This is a genomic window from Sporosarcina jiandibaonis (genome assembly GCF_013184495.1).
In the GTDB taxonomy this organism is placed as follows: domain Bacteria; phylum Bacillota; class Bacilli; order Bacillales_A; family Planococcaceae; genus Sporosarcina; species Sporosarcina jiandibaonis.
This window is the reverse complement of sequence record NZ_JAAOIY010000002.1, coordinates 82,082-96,431: the sequence shown is the minus strand read 5'-3', so window position 1 is coordinate 96,431 and position 14,350 is coordinate 82,082. Positions and strand designations below refer to the sequence as shown.

General features: G+C 43.4%; 18 protein-coding genes. 3 read left to right on the top strand and 15 right to left on the bottom strand.

From position 1 onward, the window contains the following. Positions 1-136: 136 nt before the first annotated feature. Positions 137-871, bottom strand: coding sequence for a sulfite exporter TauE/SafE family protein (locus G8782_RS07555; RefSeq protein WP_172370344.1), 735 nt, complete (start codon positions 869-871; stop codon positions 137-139). A 164-nt stretch (positions 872-1,035) separates the two neighbouring features. Between G8782_RS07555 and G8782_RS07550 the strand changes: the two genes are divergently transcribed. After that, positions 1,036-1,404, top strand: coding sequence for a VOC family protein (locus tag G8782_RS07550; protein ID WP_172370343.1), 369 nt, complete (start codon positions 1,036-1,038; stop codon positions 1,402-1,404). Here G8782_RS07550 and G8782_RS07545 read toward each other — a convergent pair whose 3' ends face one another. Next, positions 1,405-2,355 (bottom strand): hypothetical protein, encoded by a 951-nt coding sequence (locus G8782_RS07545; RefSeq protein ID WP_172370342.1) that lies wholly within the window; start codon positions 2,353-2,355, stop codon positions 1,405-1,407. A gap of 116 nt (positions 2,356-2,471) precedes the next feature. On the opposite strand from G8782_RS07545, the gene G8782_RS07540 reads away from it, so the two are divergent. Continuing rightward, complete coding sequence (locus G8782_RS07540; RefSeq protein WP_172370341.1) at positions 2,472-2,942, top strand: immunoglobulin-like domain-containing protein; 471 nt, start codon at positions 2,472-2,474, stop codon at positions 2,940-2,942. A 14-nt stretch (positions 2,943-2,956) separates the two neighbouring features. After that, positions 2,957-3,415, top strand: a complete 459-nt coding sequence (locus G8782_RS07535; RefSeq protein WP_172370340.1) for an SMI1/KNR4 family protein — start codon at positions 2,957-2,959, stop codon at positions 3,413-3,415. A 34-nt stretch (positions 3,416-3,449) separates the two neighbouring features. On the opposite strand, the gene G8782_RS07530 is transcribed toward G8782_RS07535, so the two are convergent. From G8782_RS07530 to opp4B, 13 genes are all read right to left on the bottom strand, one after another. Continuing rightward, entirely contained in the window at positions 3,450-3,929 is a 480-nt protein-coding gene (locus tag G8782_RS07530; protein ID WP_172370739.1) for an acyl-CoA thioesterase, read from the bottom strand. A 43-nt stretch (positions 3,930-3,972) separates the two neighbouring features. Then, complete coding sequence (locus tag G8782_RS07525; protein ID WP_172370339.1) at positions 3,973-4,125, bottom strand: hypothetical protein; 153 nt, start codon at positions 4,123-4,125, stop codon at positions 3,973-3,975. A 68-nt stretch (positions 4,126-4,193) separates the two neighbouring features. Next, on the bottom strand, positions 4,194-5,000 hold the full coding sequence (locus G8782_RS07520; protein WP_172370738.1) for an urease accessory protein UreD: 807 nt from the start codon (positions 4,998-5,000) through the stop codon (positions 4,194-4,196). After that, complete coding sequence (ureG, locus tag G8782_RS07515) at positions 4,993-5,622, bottom strand: urease accessory protein UreG (protein ID WP_172370338.1); 630 nt, start codon at positions 5,620-5,622, stop codon at positions 4,993-4,995. The genes G8782_RS07520 and ureG overlap by 8 nt, the downstream gene beginning before the upstream one ends. An 18-nt stretch (positions 5,623-5,640) precedes the next feature. Continuing rightward, a complete protein-coding gene (locus G8782_RS07510; protein WP_246231608.1) occupies positions 5,641-6,381 on the bottom strand; it encodes an urease accessory protein UreF in 741 nt (246 codons plus the stop codon). Next, positions 6,323-6,769 carry an urease accessory protein UreE gene (locus G8782_RS07505; protein WP_172370337.1) on the bottom strand — a complete coding sequence of 149 codons (447 nt, stop codon included), beginning with the start codon at positions 6,767-6,769 and terminating at the stop codon, positions 6,323-6,325. The genes G8782_RS07510 and G8782_RS07505 overlap by 59 nt, the downstream gene beginning before the upstream one ends. Positions 6,770-6,820: 51 nt before the next feature. Beyond that, complete coding sequence (gene ureC / locus G8782_RS07500) at positions 6,821-8,536, bottom strand: urease subunit alpha (protein WP_172370336.1); 1,716 nt, start codon at positions 8,534-8,536, stop codon at positions 6,821-6,823. Next, positions 8,533-8,901, bottom strand: a complete 369-nt coding sequence (locus G8782_RS07495) for an urease subunit beta (protein WP_172370335.1) — start codon at positions 8,899-8,901, stop codon at positions 8,533-8,535. Before G8782_RS07495 ends, ureC begins: the two co-directional genes overlap by 4 nt. A 15-nt stretch (positions 8,902-8,916) precedes the next feature. Then, the gene (gene ureA / locus G8782_RS07490) at positions 8,917-9,219 is read right to left on the bottom strand and encodes an urease subunit gamma (protein ID WP_172370334.1); all 303 of its coding nucleotides are present in this window, start codon (positions 9,217-9,219) and stop codon (positions 8,917-8,919) included. A 295-nt stretch (positions 9,220-9,514) separates the two neighbouring features. Then, on the bottom strand, positions 9,515-10,435 hold the full coding sequence (locus G8782_RS07485; RefSeq protein ID WP_172370333.1) for a S66 peptidase family protein: 921 nt from the start codon (positions 10,433-10,435) through the stop codon (positions 9,515-9,517). A 120-nt stretch (positions 10,436-10,555) separates the two neighbouring features. Continuing rightward, on the bottom strand, positions 10,556-12,379 hold the full coding sequence (gene opp4A, locus G8782_RS07480; RefSeq protein ID WP_172370736.1) for an oligopeptide ABC transporter substrate-binding protein: 1,824 nt from the start codon (positions 12,377-12,379) through the stop codon (positions 10,556-10,558). Between the two features lie 49 nt (positions 12,380-12,428). Next, positions 12,429-13,346 (bottom strand): ABC transporter permease, encoded by a 918-nt coding sequence (locus G8782_RS07475; protein ID WP_172370332.1) that lies wholly within the window; start codon positions 13,344-13,346, stop codon positions 12,429-12,431. A 30-nt stretch (positions 13,347-13,376) separates the two neighbouring features. Then, positions 13,377-14,345 carry an oligopeptide ABC transporter permease gene (opp4B, locus tag G8782_RS07470; RefSeq protein ID WP_172370331.1) on the bottom strand — a complete coding sequence of 323 codons (969 nt, stop codon included), beginning with the start codon at positions 14,343-14,345 and terminating at the stop codon, positions 13,377-13,379. Between the last annotated feature and the right edge of the window lie 5 nt (positions 14,346-14,350).

Sequence of the window (14,350 nt, the reverse complement as noted above, 5' to 3'; positions counted from 1 at the left end):
GCACTTTAGATTGATTTCCTTGCACTTCGGCTTACTTTGCTTGCCCTAAACAAAATTTGCTTGCAAATCGTGACTTTACACCCTATAATTCCCCACACAAAAACACCTCTTCCAACGAGTAAAAGAGGTGTTTCATCTAAATAAATCGATTAATAATAAGTTGGATAATGAGCACTACGGTAACGCAGCGCAGGAGGATTTTAACGTGGCGCGGGTTTAACTTTTCTGCAAGACGGACACCGATTTGTGCACCCGACAATGATCCAGCCATGAGCGCGAAGGCGATTGGCCAAATGATTTTTCCCATGGCGATATAACTGATTGCCGCTCCGAAACCGCTGGAAAACGTGGCGAGTCGAACGAATCCGATTGCTCGGAGGTACGCAATTCGAAGATGACCGAACAAATAAAGCAGAAGCGTTCCTTGCCCCGGTCCAAACATTCCATCGTACAAGCCGATGCCAAAAAGTCCAGGAACGCCTACTTTTGTCGGTCGAAGATCTTCCTCGCCCGTGAAGTCGGCTTTTGAAAAGAATGAAGTTAAGAATGCGAAAATTAAAAGCACAACAGCAACGGTATACATCGTGCTTTCCGTCAACCGTGTTGCGACAAATCCGCCCGTGAATCCACCCGCGAGCGACATGGGAATAATCCAAAAGGATTCTTTCAAGGTTATCTGCTTTTTTAACAATACCGTTATAAATGTCGAAAACGAGCTTACTGTTGTAGACATTTTCCCTGCCCCGATGACGGAATGAATCGGAATGCCCATCAACAACATAGCCGGCACTGTAATAAGACCACCCCCGCCCGCAAGCGTTCCAAGTGTCATTGCCGCCATGCCGATAAAATACAATAGTACATAATCCAAACCATTCACCACCTTACCCTTAGTATACGTCCACTCACCTGATTAGGAAATACGATTGTTTCAAACTAAGTCCATAAGGGTTTCTTATCAGGTGAATTCCAAAAATGGTCATAGGGTTTTCAAGAATCTAACTGTATACTAAAGATATAAGGAGGAGAAACATAATGAGTACATTCTTAACTGGCATTGACCATATCCAAATTGCTGCACCAAAAGGCTCTGAAGATAAAGCGCGGGCATTTTACGGCGAAATCCTTGGCATGAAAGAAATTCCAAAACCGGAAAACTTGCAAGGACGCGGCGGGTGTTGGTTCCAAATCGGTACGCAAGAAGTCCATATCGGCATCCAACCAGATTTCACTCCAGCGAAAAAAGCCCATCCAGGATTTACCGTGAATGCGCTTCAACAACTTAAAGAGCGATTAGAAGAGTTTGGCTATGCAATCAGCGAAGAACCGCCCATCGTAGGCCGATCCCGTTTTTTCACGCATGACCCATTCGGCAATCGCATTGAATTTCTAGAGTTTGAATAATCATGCTTCAATAATTTCACGCTCTTGAACATCGAGTTTTTCTAACCCATGAATAATTTCATCACGTTTTCTCGCAAGGTCGTCTTGTACACGACGCACATCTCTTAACACGTCATTTAATCTGCTTTTAGCATCCGTAATTCGTGAATGCACGGCCCAATCCGAAAAGATATTGTCGAAAAAAATGTCCGTAAACGTAAAGATATCATTTTTGTTTACGGTAAAAGACTCTGTGGCGACGTTTTGTACGTCCATTAACTCCGTTTCAAAATGACGCAAGGCACGCTGCGCGCCGTGGACATAGTCGTCTGAACTGTTGATTTCCGAGTACTTTAACGCTGAGACAATCAGCCCGCCGCCGAGAAACGTATCCCAGACCGACATTCCTTCTGCCGAGCCGAGCTTATCGATTGCCGCCCCAAGTGAACGGCTCGCTTTATCTCCAGCATCACGCGCCTCATCAATCTCACGCAAAATGGAACGCAATGTCACGCGCTCATCAGCAATTTTTTGCAGCGTGCTATTCGCCGTGGAATCATATCGGCGAATCCACGTTTCTTTCTCCTTTAAAAAGTCGGCCCAGTCTTCATCGATGTAGGCAAAGTCAGGGTTTTTCATTTCTGCCCGCAATCTCTTTGCTTCCGCTTCAAGGTCAATAAGATTTTTTTCGGCTTCATTGTATTTCAGTTCCGCCTCTGCAGCTTCCGCAATTTCCTTTTCCATTTTTTCATTCCATTTGCCGGTCCACTCATTTATTTTATTCGCGAATGAAAATCGTCCAAGTTTCGCGACGTCCTGTTGTTCTTTCGTTAATTGCTTATGAAAACGATCGCGCGCGATTCGCGCTTCTTTCACCCCCATCTCTGCCCCTTCCAGTCGCCGCTTCACCCGATTTCGTTCCGTCCGTCTCATTGTCAACTCCAACTGCCGCTCGTGAATATCTCCTCTCATCGACACCGCCTCCTTTTTATTCTATACGGATTTGTCTGAATAAAGTTTCAACATTCTTGATGCGAATCAAGGCGCCCAAGCAAAATATCACCTATTCTTAAAATAGAGGTGATTGTATGAAACGTATTTTAATCTCTATTATGCTCATTTTATCGACTTGCGGAAATGAAACTGTAGTCAATACATTGCCAGACCCCGTTCCAGATCAAGAAATACATTCATCTGAAGAAGGATTATCCTTAACGCTTCTCGAAGATACATTTACTGGTTCACCATCAATCATTTCTACTTATATTCAAAATGAAAGCCAAGACAATTATAGCTATGGAGGCTTCTACCATATTGAAGTCGAGAAAGACGGGCAGTGGTTCATTATTACGTACTCGGATGCCGTTTTTATTCAAAATCCGCGGTTCAAAGATTTCGGAAGCACTTTATTGGCAGGAGATGAAGCTTTCCAATCTTTTTCCGTCGAAGAACTTGGGGTGACCCTTTTTCCAGGAGATTATAGACTTGTCAAAACATTTTTATCTCAAGGTGAATCCTTCTATGAAATAACCGTAGCCGTACCATTTTTCGTAAAGTAAAGGAGAAGAGTTAAGTGGTTTGTATATTTGATCAAGGCTCTATCAACAAAGGCGTAACGGACGAAGAGATAGTAGCTGCGCAAGCAAAATTAAGTGTTTTATTGCCCAATGATTTTCTTGAATTAATGAAGAAATCAAATGGCGGTTATGTAAACTATGATAAACGAGCATTTCCCGTTGATTTCAATATTGAAAGCGGCGATGTATTTATTGAAGTAGTAGAAATCATGGGCGTCCATGAAGAAGGAATTTTACTAAGTGAGTATTTGGCACAAGAGTGGGATTTACCGAGGAATCTTGTTTTATTCGCGGGTAGTGGCCATGCATGGGCAGGTTTTAACTATGAAGGACGAGATACTCCAAATGTGGTGTATGTTGAACCGGATGATGGAGACGGGAATAACTTTCATGTTATCGCGGAATCTTTCACGGAATTTTTAAGTAAGTTGGCTGATCCGAATAAGTATAAATGAAAAAGTCCGCGATGCTCCGCGGACTTTTTGCGTTCTAATAATGGTTCGTCTTAATTCGTTCTTTCCGGTGTTCTCTTCTTGCGGGTCCCATGTCATACAACGCTTTTTCAGCTTCTGTTTCCGGTTTGATACCCGGAACAGGGGTTGGTTTTTTGTTCTCGTCCATCGCGACCATCGTCAAAAAGGATTCCGTCGTTAATTTCTTCACGCCAGTCAATAGATTCGTCGAGTGCACTAGCACATGTACTTCCATGGAGGTGCGTCCCGTTGAACTGACAACCGCTTCCAACTCCAAAACATCACCTACATAGGCGGATGATACGAAGTCGACCCGGTCGATTGAGGCCGTGACGACAGCCGTATTGGAATGCTTCATCGCGGTAATCGCCGCAATTTCATCGATGTAGGCGAGCACTTTCCCGCCGAATATCGTTTGCAAATGATTCGTATCAGGCGGTAACACTAATTTAGTTTGAATGGTGCGAGATTGGCTCATTGATCTTGTTTCGGACATTTTATCATTTCCTTTTCTTAACTGTTTCATTTCAATATACCCGTTATGCGGATTGTTGAACAACTTTTCCATCAATAGAAGCGGCAAACTTTGTCGAAACGACCAAAGCACACATGCAAACGACTAATACCCACTCCAAAACGACTAAAGCGCAACGCAAACGACCAATACCCAACCCGAAACGACTAAACAGCACTCCCAAACGACCAATACCAACATCTCAAAAAAATAAAAGGCAGAACCCCACCCAATCGAGGTCTGCCTTTAAACCATTTTCGCCAACAGCGCATATATTCGTTTCATGTCTTCTTGCAACGCCCATTGATCCCGACCGAGCCATCTGCAATGAATCGCATTTCCTTCCAGTCGCGTCATGCTCGCCTGCAATCCTTCTTCCACACGCAGTGTCTCCTGTACCGCACGAATGTCAACATCATCGATATTTGGCGACACGAGCCACACAGATCCGATGTACATCGCGCCTTCCAGGACACCGACGCCGCCGAGTTCCAATTGACGAGGTGAAAAATGGAGTGAATCGAATGCGATTAAATCACCTTCGACAAATATCTTGAAATTTGACCGAAACGATTCATAATCAAAAATCTCGCCGCGTTTCTCTCGTCCAGGCGCAATAATTTCGCCCCATAACACCGTAGAATCAGCCGCCACGCGAAGCGTCGTGTCCACTTGAAACTTCGCATCGACGAACGGAATAATGACTTCCGGCATCCATTCGAGACGAGCTCGTTCCGCGATATCAACATCTAATTTATAAAAACATGTTTCACCTGTGTGTGAAGGGTAAATTTTCATCGCCGACTGTTGGACTAATCGAACCCGGGTGTCGGGTGCAAGCTTTATCGTAATATCGTTACGATCGCCCGCAACCATGCCGCCTGAAGATTCCATAATATAAACAGTCGCAGTCGGGTCTTTCCCTTCGTACAACTCACGGCTGGCTTTTAACGGAGGTTGTTGGAAAACGTGAGGCATCCGCGTAATGCCCCTTCGCAGTTCGAATTCCAAGTCCAGTTTTCCGTTATGATGCCTGCGTGGCGGGTTAACCATTTTCACCAACAGGTTTTGCTCCTTCCAAGAGCATATGATGCTGAATCCACTCTACAATTTTATCGACGTTCTTTTGAGTTCTCACGTCTGCGAAAATATATGGACGACCTCCGCGCATTTTTTTCGCATCGCTGTCCATCAAGTCAAGATCAACGCCAACATGCGGAGCAAGCTCGGTTTTATTGATTAATAAGAGATCGGAACGCGTCAATGCCGGGCCGCCTTTTCGCGGAATATCTTGTCCTTCTGCAACGTCAATGACATAAATATACCCATCGACAAGCTCTGGGCTAAACGTAGCGGATAGATTATCCCCGCCGCTTTCAACAAAAATAATGTCAAGATCTTCAAATCGGTCTTTCATTTCATCGATTGCAGCGAAGTTCATCGATGCATCTTCACGGATTGCCGTATGCGGACATCCGCCAGTTTCAACGCCAATAATACGGTCTTCTCCAAGAACACCATTTTTCATCAAAAACTGCGCGTCTTCTCGTGTATAAATATCATTCGTAATAACACCTATATTATAATCTTTGTGCATCGCGCGAGTCAGTTGGTCAACGAGTGATGTTTTACCCGAACCAACCGGTCCGCCGATCCCAATACGTACTGGTTTCATAGAAAAAAACTCCTTTATTTAAGAAATAAATAATCTCGAGAATAAATACTCATGTCTCATCGAAGCGAGTTCGATTCCGAGCGCATTGTTACTGATATTCTCAATCGTCAAAGTAGAAACTAAATCCGCGGCTTCTTTTACGGGGTGAATCAATTCATTTATCGCTTGAACCCCCGTGTTTTGGCCGAATGGAACGGCACGAACCGCATTTTGAACAAGCCCGCTCAAAGAAGCATATAAGTACATCATAACGGCATGATGCATGCTGACGCCTGTCGTTGCGCTATAGATGCCATACAAAACAGCGTAATGCCCCTTGATGGAATTCGCATCGATGCGTTCTTTCCATTCGGCTAGAAATTCATCAGTTCCCAAAGGAGAAACCGTTCGAATGAACTGCCTGCCGAGATTCACACTTGCATCGCGCGATTCTTTTGCTAGCTTCATTGCACCGCATAACTGCTCTAACTCCAACAGCTTGTCCACATCCTGCTTCAAAGCGGCAGCATATGCTTCTTGAATAAGAATCGCATCGCTCCGCACTAAATTATTGAACAAGAAGGACGTACAAAACTCGATCAAATCGTCTTTTGTCCGAATCTTATCTTCTTGGATGTATGTTTCCATTCCATATGATTGCGTGTAAGAGCCAATCGGAAATGCTGAATCATGTATTTGAAAAAGCTGTAATAGCGCAGAATCAGTGGGAGTGGCCACGGTATTTGAATGGTTGTTTAAATCGTCTTTCTGTCTTTTCATACGCAACACCCACTTCATCTAATAATGTATTCAATGTATGATCCGCGCGCACGACAATTTCGTTGTCATCGATTAAGGACGGCGTATGCCGGTTGCCTAATTCAAATGCGGCTTTCCCCATTTCAGTCATATTTTTCGGACTGATAACAATGACAGGCTCCAATTTCGTTCGGATTGCAATACGACGTTCTGCATCTTCATACAGGATATCCCCGTATTGAAGCGGTTCTTCTTGGTTTAGCCTTAAAGCAATGTCTGTCCCGTGGTCGGTTTCCGTGCGGAGAATGCGCTTGCTCAACTCTTCCCAGTCAAGCTCGATCCATTCTGTCTTTTTGCCGGCAATCTCTTCTTCATTGCCAACGTTGCCAATCACTCTTTCAATCAACATAGTGGACCCCTCCTTAAAAGACCTGCGTGATGCAGGTCACAAATTTTTTAATCAAAACAAGAAATAACGCTGTGCCATCGGTAGAACGTCTACAGGTTCACACGTAGCAAGTTCACCGTCTATTTTTACTTCATATGTTTCTGGATTCACGTCTATATCCGGTGTTTCACTATTATGTTTCATGTCTGCTTTTGTAATGTTACGGCAGTTTTTCACCGTACCAATCATTCGTTTCAAACCAAGCTTTTCAGGAAGTCCTTCTTCAATAGCAATTTTCGGAAGGAAAGTCATCGCAGCATTTTGAGGTCCTTTACCATGGAAACCGTACATGCGACGTCCCATCATCGGTTGCGGCGTTGGAATCGAAGCGTTCGGATCTCCTGTCATTGCATAAACGGCAATCCCGCCTTTAATGACGACTTCTGCTTTCACGCCGAAAAATGCCGGGTCCCATAGAACAATATCAGCAAGCTTTCCTTCTTCGAGGGAACCAACTTCATGACCGATGCCTGATGCGATGGCCGGGTTAATATTTAACTTTGCAATATAGCGCTTCACGCGGTAGTTATCGTTATCTTTTCCTTCATCTTGCGGAAGGGGTCCACGTTGCATTTTCATTTTATTCGCAGTTTGCCACGTTCGAATTGCTACTTCACCAACACGGCCCATTGCCTGTGAATCGGATGACATAATACTGAGGATACCCATGTCTTGCATAATATCTTCAGCTGCAATCGTTTCAGGACGAATACGAGAATCAGCAAATGCTACGTCTTCTGGTACGTCATGTTTCAAATGGTGACAAACCATAAGCATATCTAAATGCTCGTCAATCGTATTTGTTGTAAATGGTTTCGTCGGGTTAGTCGATGCTGGCAGCACATTCGGATACGATGCCATTTTCAGCTGATCCGGTGCATGTCCGCCGCCTGCCCCTTCCGTATGGAAGACGTGAATTACGCGTCCGTTAATAGCATTGATTGTTTCTTCTACAAATCCAGCTTCATTAAGCGTGTCGGAATGTAGCGCTACTTGTATGTCATACTCATCTGCGACACTCAAACTTTGATCGAGTGCCGCAGGAGTCGCGCCCCAGTCTTCGTGAATTTTCATGCCGATCGCACCCGCACGAACTTGTTCCACTAATGGTTCTGGAGATGAGGCACTACCTTTCCCGAGAAGTCCGACGTTCACCGGTAAATCTTCAACGGCTTGGAGCATGCGATGCAGATGCCACTCACCAGGTGTAATACTTGTAGCTTTTGACCCTGCCGCTGGACCTGTCCCCCCGCCAATGAATGTCGTTGTGCCTGCATTCAGTGCAGTCTCGACTTGCTGCGGGCTGATAAAGTGAATATGTGTATCAATCGCCCCCGCTGTCGCGATTAAGCCTTCTCCCGCATAAACTTCAGTCCCAACCCCAATGATCATTCCTTGATCGACACCATCCATTGTATTCGGGTTTCCGGCTTTACCAATTCCGGCAATGCGGCCGTCTTTAATACCGATATCCGCTTTCACAATCCCGGTGTAATCAACAATCATGACGTTTGTAATGACTGTATCCAAAACACCTTCATCGCGTAATGATTTACCATCTTGTCCCATTGAAACGCGGAGTGACTTTCCGCCGCCGAATACACCTTCGTCCCCGTATTTCGTGTAGTCTTTTTCGATTTCTATCCATAAATCCGTATCCGCAAGTCGTACTTTATCGCCGACCGTCGGACCAAACATTTTTGCATATTGATCGTGTGTTACTTTCATTTGCCTTCCGCTCCTTTATAGCCACCTTCAGATGCTTTCTCTACAATTTCATCTACATTATGCGTGGAGCCTTCGGTTAACTTGTTCAATCCGAAAACATGACGTTTTCCGCCAAATTCAGTTAACTCAACTTCTTTTTCTTCACCTGGTTCGAATCGAACCGCCGTACCTGATGGAATATTTAAATGCATGCCAACTGCTTGTTCGCGGTCAAATTCTAGATTTTTATTCACTTCGATAAAGTGGAAATGGGAGCCAACTTGAATCGGTCTGTCGCCTGTATTTGCGACACGAACTGCTTTCGTAGGGCGTCCAGCGTTAATTTCAATAGTTCCTTCAGCAGGCCTGATTTCTCCTGGGATCATGTGTATTTCCTCCTCTTATTGAATTGGGTTGTGGATAGTGACCAGCTTTGTTCCATCCGGGAATGTACATTCAATTTGTACATCGCTAATCATATCCGCTACTCCTTCCATAACATCATCAACTGTCAATATTTGTTTACCATCGCTCATTAGTTGTGCAACCGACTTCCCGTCTCGTGCACCCTCCATGATATAGTGGCTAAGATACGCCATAGCTTCTGGGTAATTTAACTTAACCCCGCGTTCTTTTCGTTTAATAGCAAGCTCGCCTGCTACGTGAAGTAGTAACTTTTCCTGTTCAACTGGTGATAACTTCATCAAAAACACCTCTTTTCTTGAAATTCAAATAAAACTACCCCTAGATAGGTTTAGATTTTCTGTAAATATTTAATTTATTCTATTTATATATATGGTTGCATGGACATGCATGGGACAAAGATTTTGTTGTGAAGAATTGGGCAAGCAATTGAATGAATCTTACAACGAGAGGGGGCATCATTCATTTATCAATTGTAATAGATAGAAATGACATATTCAACAATGACACACTATAGTTATTGAAGTGTTCGAATTGTTCACGATTATTCCGATCATTTCGTGTCTACTCAGATTGTCATTGAACCCCCGGTAAAATTGTCAGCGTGAGATTATCTGCATCTAGCCTTGCATCGACACCGAGCGGAACTGCAAAATGAGGTTCGCAGTGGCCGATTTTAAAGCCTTTGACTACCGGCTTGTAGAATTGACTGAAATAGTGATCGAACACTTCATCTAATGTCAATGTCCATTGTTTTTTCGTTTCTGTTTTCGAAAAATCGCCAAGGACAATCCCCGCTGCATCCGCTAGCTTTCCGCTCATCCGTAGCTGATTAAGCAAACCGTCAACGCGCGCGGGTTCTTCGCCGATGTCTTCCAACAACAGTAATTTGCCTCTCGTATCAATCTCAAACTTGGTCCCGATTCCACGGGCAAGCAACGACAAATTCCCGCCAACCAGTTCTCCTTCTACGGCACCGGAAGTAATAGCGCTTAATTCAGAAATTGCATTCGTATAATGAAGCTCCATTGGTTCAAATAATTGCTGAAACATTTTCCCCGACATTTCGTGAAAATCATCAGTTCCTACGTTTGGTCCGAGCATCGGTCCATGGAAAGTTACAAGATTCGAATAGAGTCCCATAGCCGTATGAAGAAATGTGATGTCGCTGAATCCCCAAAAAATCTTCGGGTTTTCTTTCATTAACTGCAAATCAAGTTGATCGGTAAAACGAGCTGCCCCGTAACCGCCGCTTGAACAAATTATGCCTTTAACTACAGGGTCTTTAAACATGTCATGCAAATCTTCTAATCGTTCTTTGTCGGTTCCCGCAAGATACCCATTAATTTTCCGCGCGTGTTTGCCAAATTTCCACTTCAACCCTAACCCCTCAAGAAATTCCAACGAACGCTCCAGGTTTTCTGGGTTTGGCGGACTTGATGGTGAAACAATACCAATTGTATCGCCCTTCTGTAATCTTTCTGGACGTATTCTCATATTAAAAACCTTCCCTTCTACTTAGACTAATATAACTCATCTATCTTTAATCTATCATAACCTATGCGCAATTCAAAAAACCGCTACCCAGTTGCCCGGATAGCGGTTTTAGATTGTTAATTATTTAACTGGGTCTTTTTGTGTTACGCCCCATTTCCATGGGTAGTAATTGTCTGAAGATTGGTCAATTGAGTAGTTCGCAACACGTTTGTTAACTAAAGTTGTCGCGTAACGGTATACAGTTGGTGCAACCGGAACGTCTTCAACCATTAGTTCTTGCCACTCATCGTAGATTCCTTTACGGTATTCAAAGTCAAATGCTTTCTCTGATGTACCTTCTTTAAGAAGTCTATCGTTTTCTTCGCTTGTGTATCGTGAGTAGTTATATGAAGCTGTTCTACCGTATAGACCTTCAGGATCCGGGTCAGAACCAGTTCCCCAAGCACCTTGGAAAATATCAACTTTTGGATCATCCGATTCTACCATATCGTAGAAAGAGTTGAATTCGTGTAGACGGCCATCTGTAAGTTGAACTTTAATCCCTACATCTGCCCAGTTTTGAATGTAGTGTTGTGCAATCGGCTCTGCAACTTCTCCACCTTCCATGGAAGCGAAGTTAAGAACGAATTCATTACCGTCAGCGTCTTCACGGATTCCGTCGCCGTTAGTATCTTTAAATCCTGCTTCGTCAAGCAATGCTTTTGCTTTTTCAGGATCATAAGCACGACCTGGGTTATCAGCGTCATGGAAGCTTGCGAATACTGGAATGATTAGTGTTGTTGCTGGGAAACGAAGACCGTGGTACATTTTCTCACCGATTACTTCGTTGTCCATAGCATGCCACATTGCTTGACGTACGCGCTTATCAGCAAGTTTAGCATCTGGATCTGTAATGTTTTCTTTCTTTTTCTCGTCCCATTTACCGAGTTTGAACCCGATATATGTGTAAGCAAGGTCAATTTTTGCAAGCAAGTCAACGTTTGTAAGCTCTTTTGCATTCAAATACTGGTCCGCCGGAACTTCTGCGATGTCAATACTTCCTGCTTCCAGTTCCTTAAGAATGGAAGAAGTGTTCACTACTTTTAAAACAACAGATTCTGCAGCTGGTTTTCCTCTCCAGTAATCTTCGTTTCTTACATATTGTACGGATTCGCCTGGTACGACTTTTTCAACTTTATAAGGTCCGAATCCAATTGGAGTAGTACGGATCTTTTCAGATTCAACGATCTCATCAATTGTAACCTCACCTTTTGTAACGTCGCCAAGATAGTGACGTGGAACAGGATATGTCCAAATACCTGACATTAATGATGGTGACGCTTCTAAGTAGTTAATCGTAATTGTTTTGTCATCTTCAGAAATCTCAATACCTGAAATTTCTTTTGCCTCGCCTTTATGGTACGCTTCCATACCTTCAACGTTGTAAATTGTATACGTGTAACGGTCACCTTTGTAATCTGGGTGACCTAGAAGTTCGTATGCGTATAGAAGGTCGGACGCTTTAACTGGCTCTCCGTCATGCCAATTTACGTTATCGCCAATTGTAATTGCTATTGTTTTGTTTTCGTTTGAAACTTCGTATTTTGCTGCTCCCTCGTTAGTAATGAGGTAGTCGCCGTCAGTTGCTAATAGCTCTTCATCAAAGAACTGCATTACTTCAGCATCCGGTCTGCCTGAGTAGAATACAGGGTTAAGCGTTCCTTCAAATGGCGTATTTGATACTAATGCATAGTTCAAAGTTCCATCTTCGATTGTTTCTCCGGTGTTAGATACGTCTAGCGGGAAGTCAAGTTCTTCTTCTTCAGCCGCATCTTCGCCTTCTGTTTCTTCTGTTTTCCCTTCATCCTTGCCTGGGTCTTTCTTGTCTGCATCCCCTTTATCATCTTTACCTGAACATGCAGCTAAAAATACGCTGAGTGCTAGCATAAGACTGATAAGAAGCATTAGTTGCCTTTTTCCCAATTGTATTACCTCCCCTGTTTGATTGGTCAACTTACGTCAACCTTTGTCTTGCATCGGACGCGCGTTTAATCGCTTGACCGATATAATTTATACACAACATCACTACTAAAATCAGCAATGACGCAGGTAACCATACCCACCACTTATTTTCCATGACATCCGGGTGTTGCGCGTAAGCGATCAATGTTCCGAGTGAGGGCGTGCTTTCTGGCAAACCAAACCCGAGGAACGTCAGACCCGTTTCAATCCCGATGTTTCCGGCTAAAGTAAGTGTCATATTAACTATGACGAGAGAGCTCAAGTTAGGAAAAACTTCGAATAGCATGATTTTCCAGTTTGGAGTCCCTAACGTCTTCGAAGCATTGACATAGTCAAGCTCCCTTTCAGCAAGCGCTCTAGAACGAATAAGCCTTGCCTTGCCAAACCAAAGTAGAATACTCATAATCCCGATAAATGACCAAACGTTGAATTTTGGAACAATTACAACGAAAACGATAATAAGCATCAATGTTGGCAGGACCATCAAAAAGTCGAGCATACGCATAATTACAAAATCTACCTTGCCGCCAAAATAACCGGAGATTAAACCTATCATTAATCCGAGAAATCCAGCGATCAATGTAATTGCTACCCCAATCGTGATGGAGTTTCGTGCACCGATGACTAGTTGGACAAATATATCGCGTCCCCCGCGGTCCGTGCCGAGCCAAAATTCTTTTGAAGGTTTTTCATATATTTGCATGAAGTTTGTTCGAGCCGCTTGTACTTGGTCGATGAAAAATGGGGTTATATAAGCTATTAGTAAAATAATTGATAAAATGATAAGCGCAATCATCGCCATTTTATCGCCCTTAATTTCACGCCAAATCGTTTTTCCGAAGCTTACATGTTCTGACTGCGCTTTTAAAACTGCTGCTTCTTCCGCATCGACTGGTATTTCTGTTTTCATTTTGTTACCCTCCGTTCACTCAAATTTTCATCAATCAATGCGGATTCGCGGATCAACAATACTCAAAATGATGTCCGATAACATCGTTCCAATAATAACTGCAGCGCCGGAAATCATAACGAGTGCTGATACAACTGTAAAGTCCCGTGTTTGAATCGATTGAATGAAGAGTTGTCCGAGTCCGGGATAACTAAATATTGATTCAATGAACACTGACCCCGAGATAAGTAATGTAATTTCGTACCCCATGAAAGCCGCAATCGGCAAGAGGGAGTTTCGTAAAATATGGCGAGTGTATACTCTGCCTTCAGGCACACCTTTTGCACGCGCTGTTTTCACAAAATCCTTTAACTTCGTGTCGATAATATCGTTTCTCAAGTATTGAATCGTACCCGCGGTTCCAATGATCGCCCCGGATAATGTCGGTAACACGAGGTGATTCGCTTTACTGACAAAATAGTCCCAAGTTCCATTCTGAATTGTTATATCAACACTTCGCCCGGTAGGGAACCAACTAAAATAGAAACCGAAAATGAAAAGCATGATTAATGCAAAGATAAATACTGGCGTCGCTATTGAAAAATAGTTGTATGTAACAATAGCTTTATCAGCCCATGAATTATTCCAACGCCCTGCAATAATTCCTAAAGGAATCGCGATGAGGTAGATGGTAATCATGGTCGTTAGCGATAACAGCACGGTATTGCTAAGCCTATTCCCTAACAAGGATGTTACTTTTTGTTTATGAACGTAAGACATTCCCATATCGCCTTGAACAAAATTCGTTACCCAACGACCATATTGTTCGTACCACGGGTCATTAAAACCTAACTTCTCCCTAAGTTCTTCCATATGTTCCGCGTTTGCCTCGGGATTTCCTTGAAACGCTCCGGTCAACGCATCGCCCGGCATTGCTTTTGCAAGAAGAAAAATGATGACGCTCAGCAATAACAGTTGTGGGATCATGACTAATATTCTGCGTAGTATAAAAGTTAACATATTCT

Bases quoted from the DNA above. Each gene is read 5' to 3' on its own strand.
- G8782_RS07550 (WP_172370343.1), top strand. From the start codon at position 1,036: ATGAGTACATTCTTAACTGGCATTGACCATATCCAAATTGCTGCACCA.
- G8782_RS07545 (WP_172370342.1), bottom strand. From the start codon at position 2,355: ATGAGAGGAGATATTCACGAGCGGCAGTTGGAGTTGACAATGAGACGG.
- G8782_RS07540 (WP_172370341.1), top strand. From the start codon at position 2,472: ATGAAACGTATTTTAATCTCTATTATGCTCATTTTATCGACTTGCGGA.
- G8782_RS07530 (WP_172370739.1), bottom strand. From the start codon at position 3,929: ATGTCCGAAACAAGATCAATGAGCCAATCTCGCACCATTCAAACTAAA.
- G8782_RS07520 (WP_172370738.1), bottom strand. From the start codon at position 5,000: ATGGTTAACCCGCCACGCAGGCATCATAACGGAAAACTGGACTTGGAA.
- ureG (WP_172370338.1), bottom strand. From the start codon at position 5,622: ATGAAACCAGTACGTATTGGGATCGGCGGACCGGTTGGTTCGGGTAAA.
- G8782_RS07510 (WP_246231608.1), bottom strand. From the start codon at position 6,381: ATGAAAAGACAGAAAGACGATTTAAACAACCATTCAAATACCGTGGCC.
- G8782_RS07505 (WP_172370337.1), bottom strand. From the start codon at position 6,769: ATGTTGATTGAAAGAGTGATTGGCAACGTTGGCAATGAAGAAGAGATT.
- ureC (WP_172370336.1), bottom strand. From the start codon at position 8,536: ATGAAAGTAACACACGATCAATATGCAAAAATGTTTGGTCCGACGGTC.
- G8782_RS07495 (WP_172370335.1), bottom strand. From the start codon at position 8,901: ATGATCCCAGGAGAAATCAGGCCTGCTGAAGGAACTATTGAAATTAAC.
- ureA (WP_172370334.1), bottom strand. From the start codon at position 9,219: ATGAAGTTATCACCAGTTGAACAGGAAAAGTTACTACTTCACGTAGCA.
- G8782_RS07485 (WP_172370333.1), bottom strand. From the start codon at position 10,435: ATGAGAATACGTCCAGAAAGATTACAGAAGGGCGATACAATTGGTATT.
- opp4A (WP_172370736.1), bottom strand. From the start codon at position 12,379: ATGCTTCTTATCAGTCTTATGCTAGCACTCAGCGTATTTTTAGCTGCA.
- G8782_RS07475 (WP_172370332.1), bottom strand. From the start codon at position 13,346: ATGAAAACAGAAATACCAGTCGATGCGGAAGAAGCAGCAGTTTTAAAA.
- opp4B (WP_172370331.1), bottom strand. From the start codon at position 14,345: ATGTTAACTTTTATACTACGCAGAATATTAGTCATGATCCCACAACTG.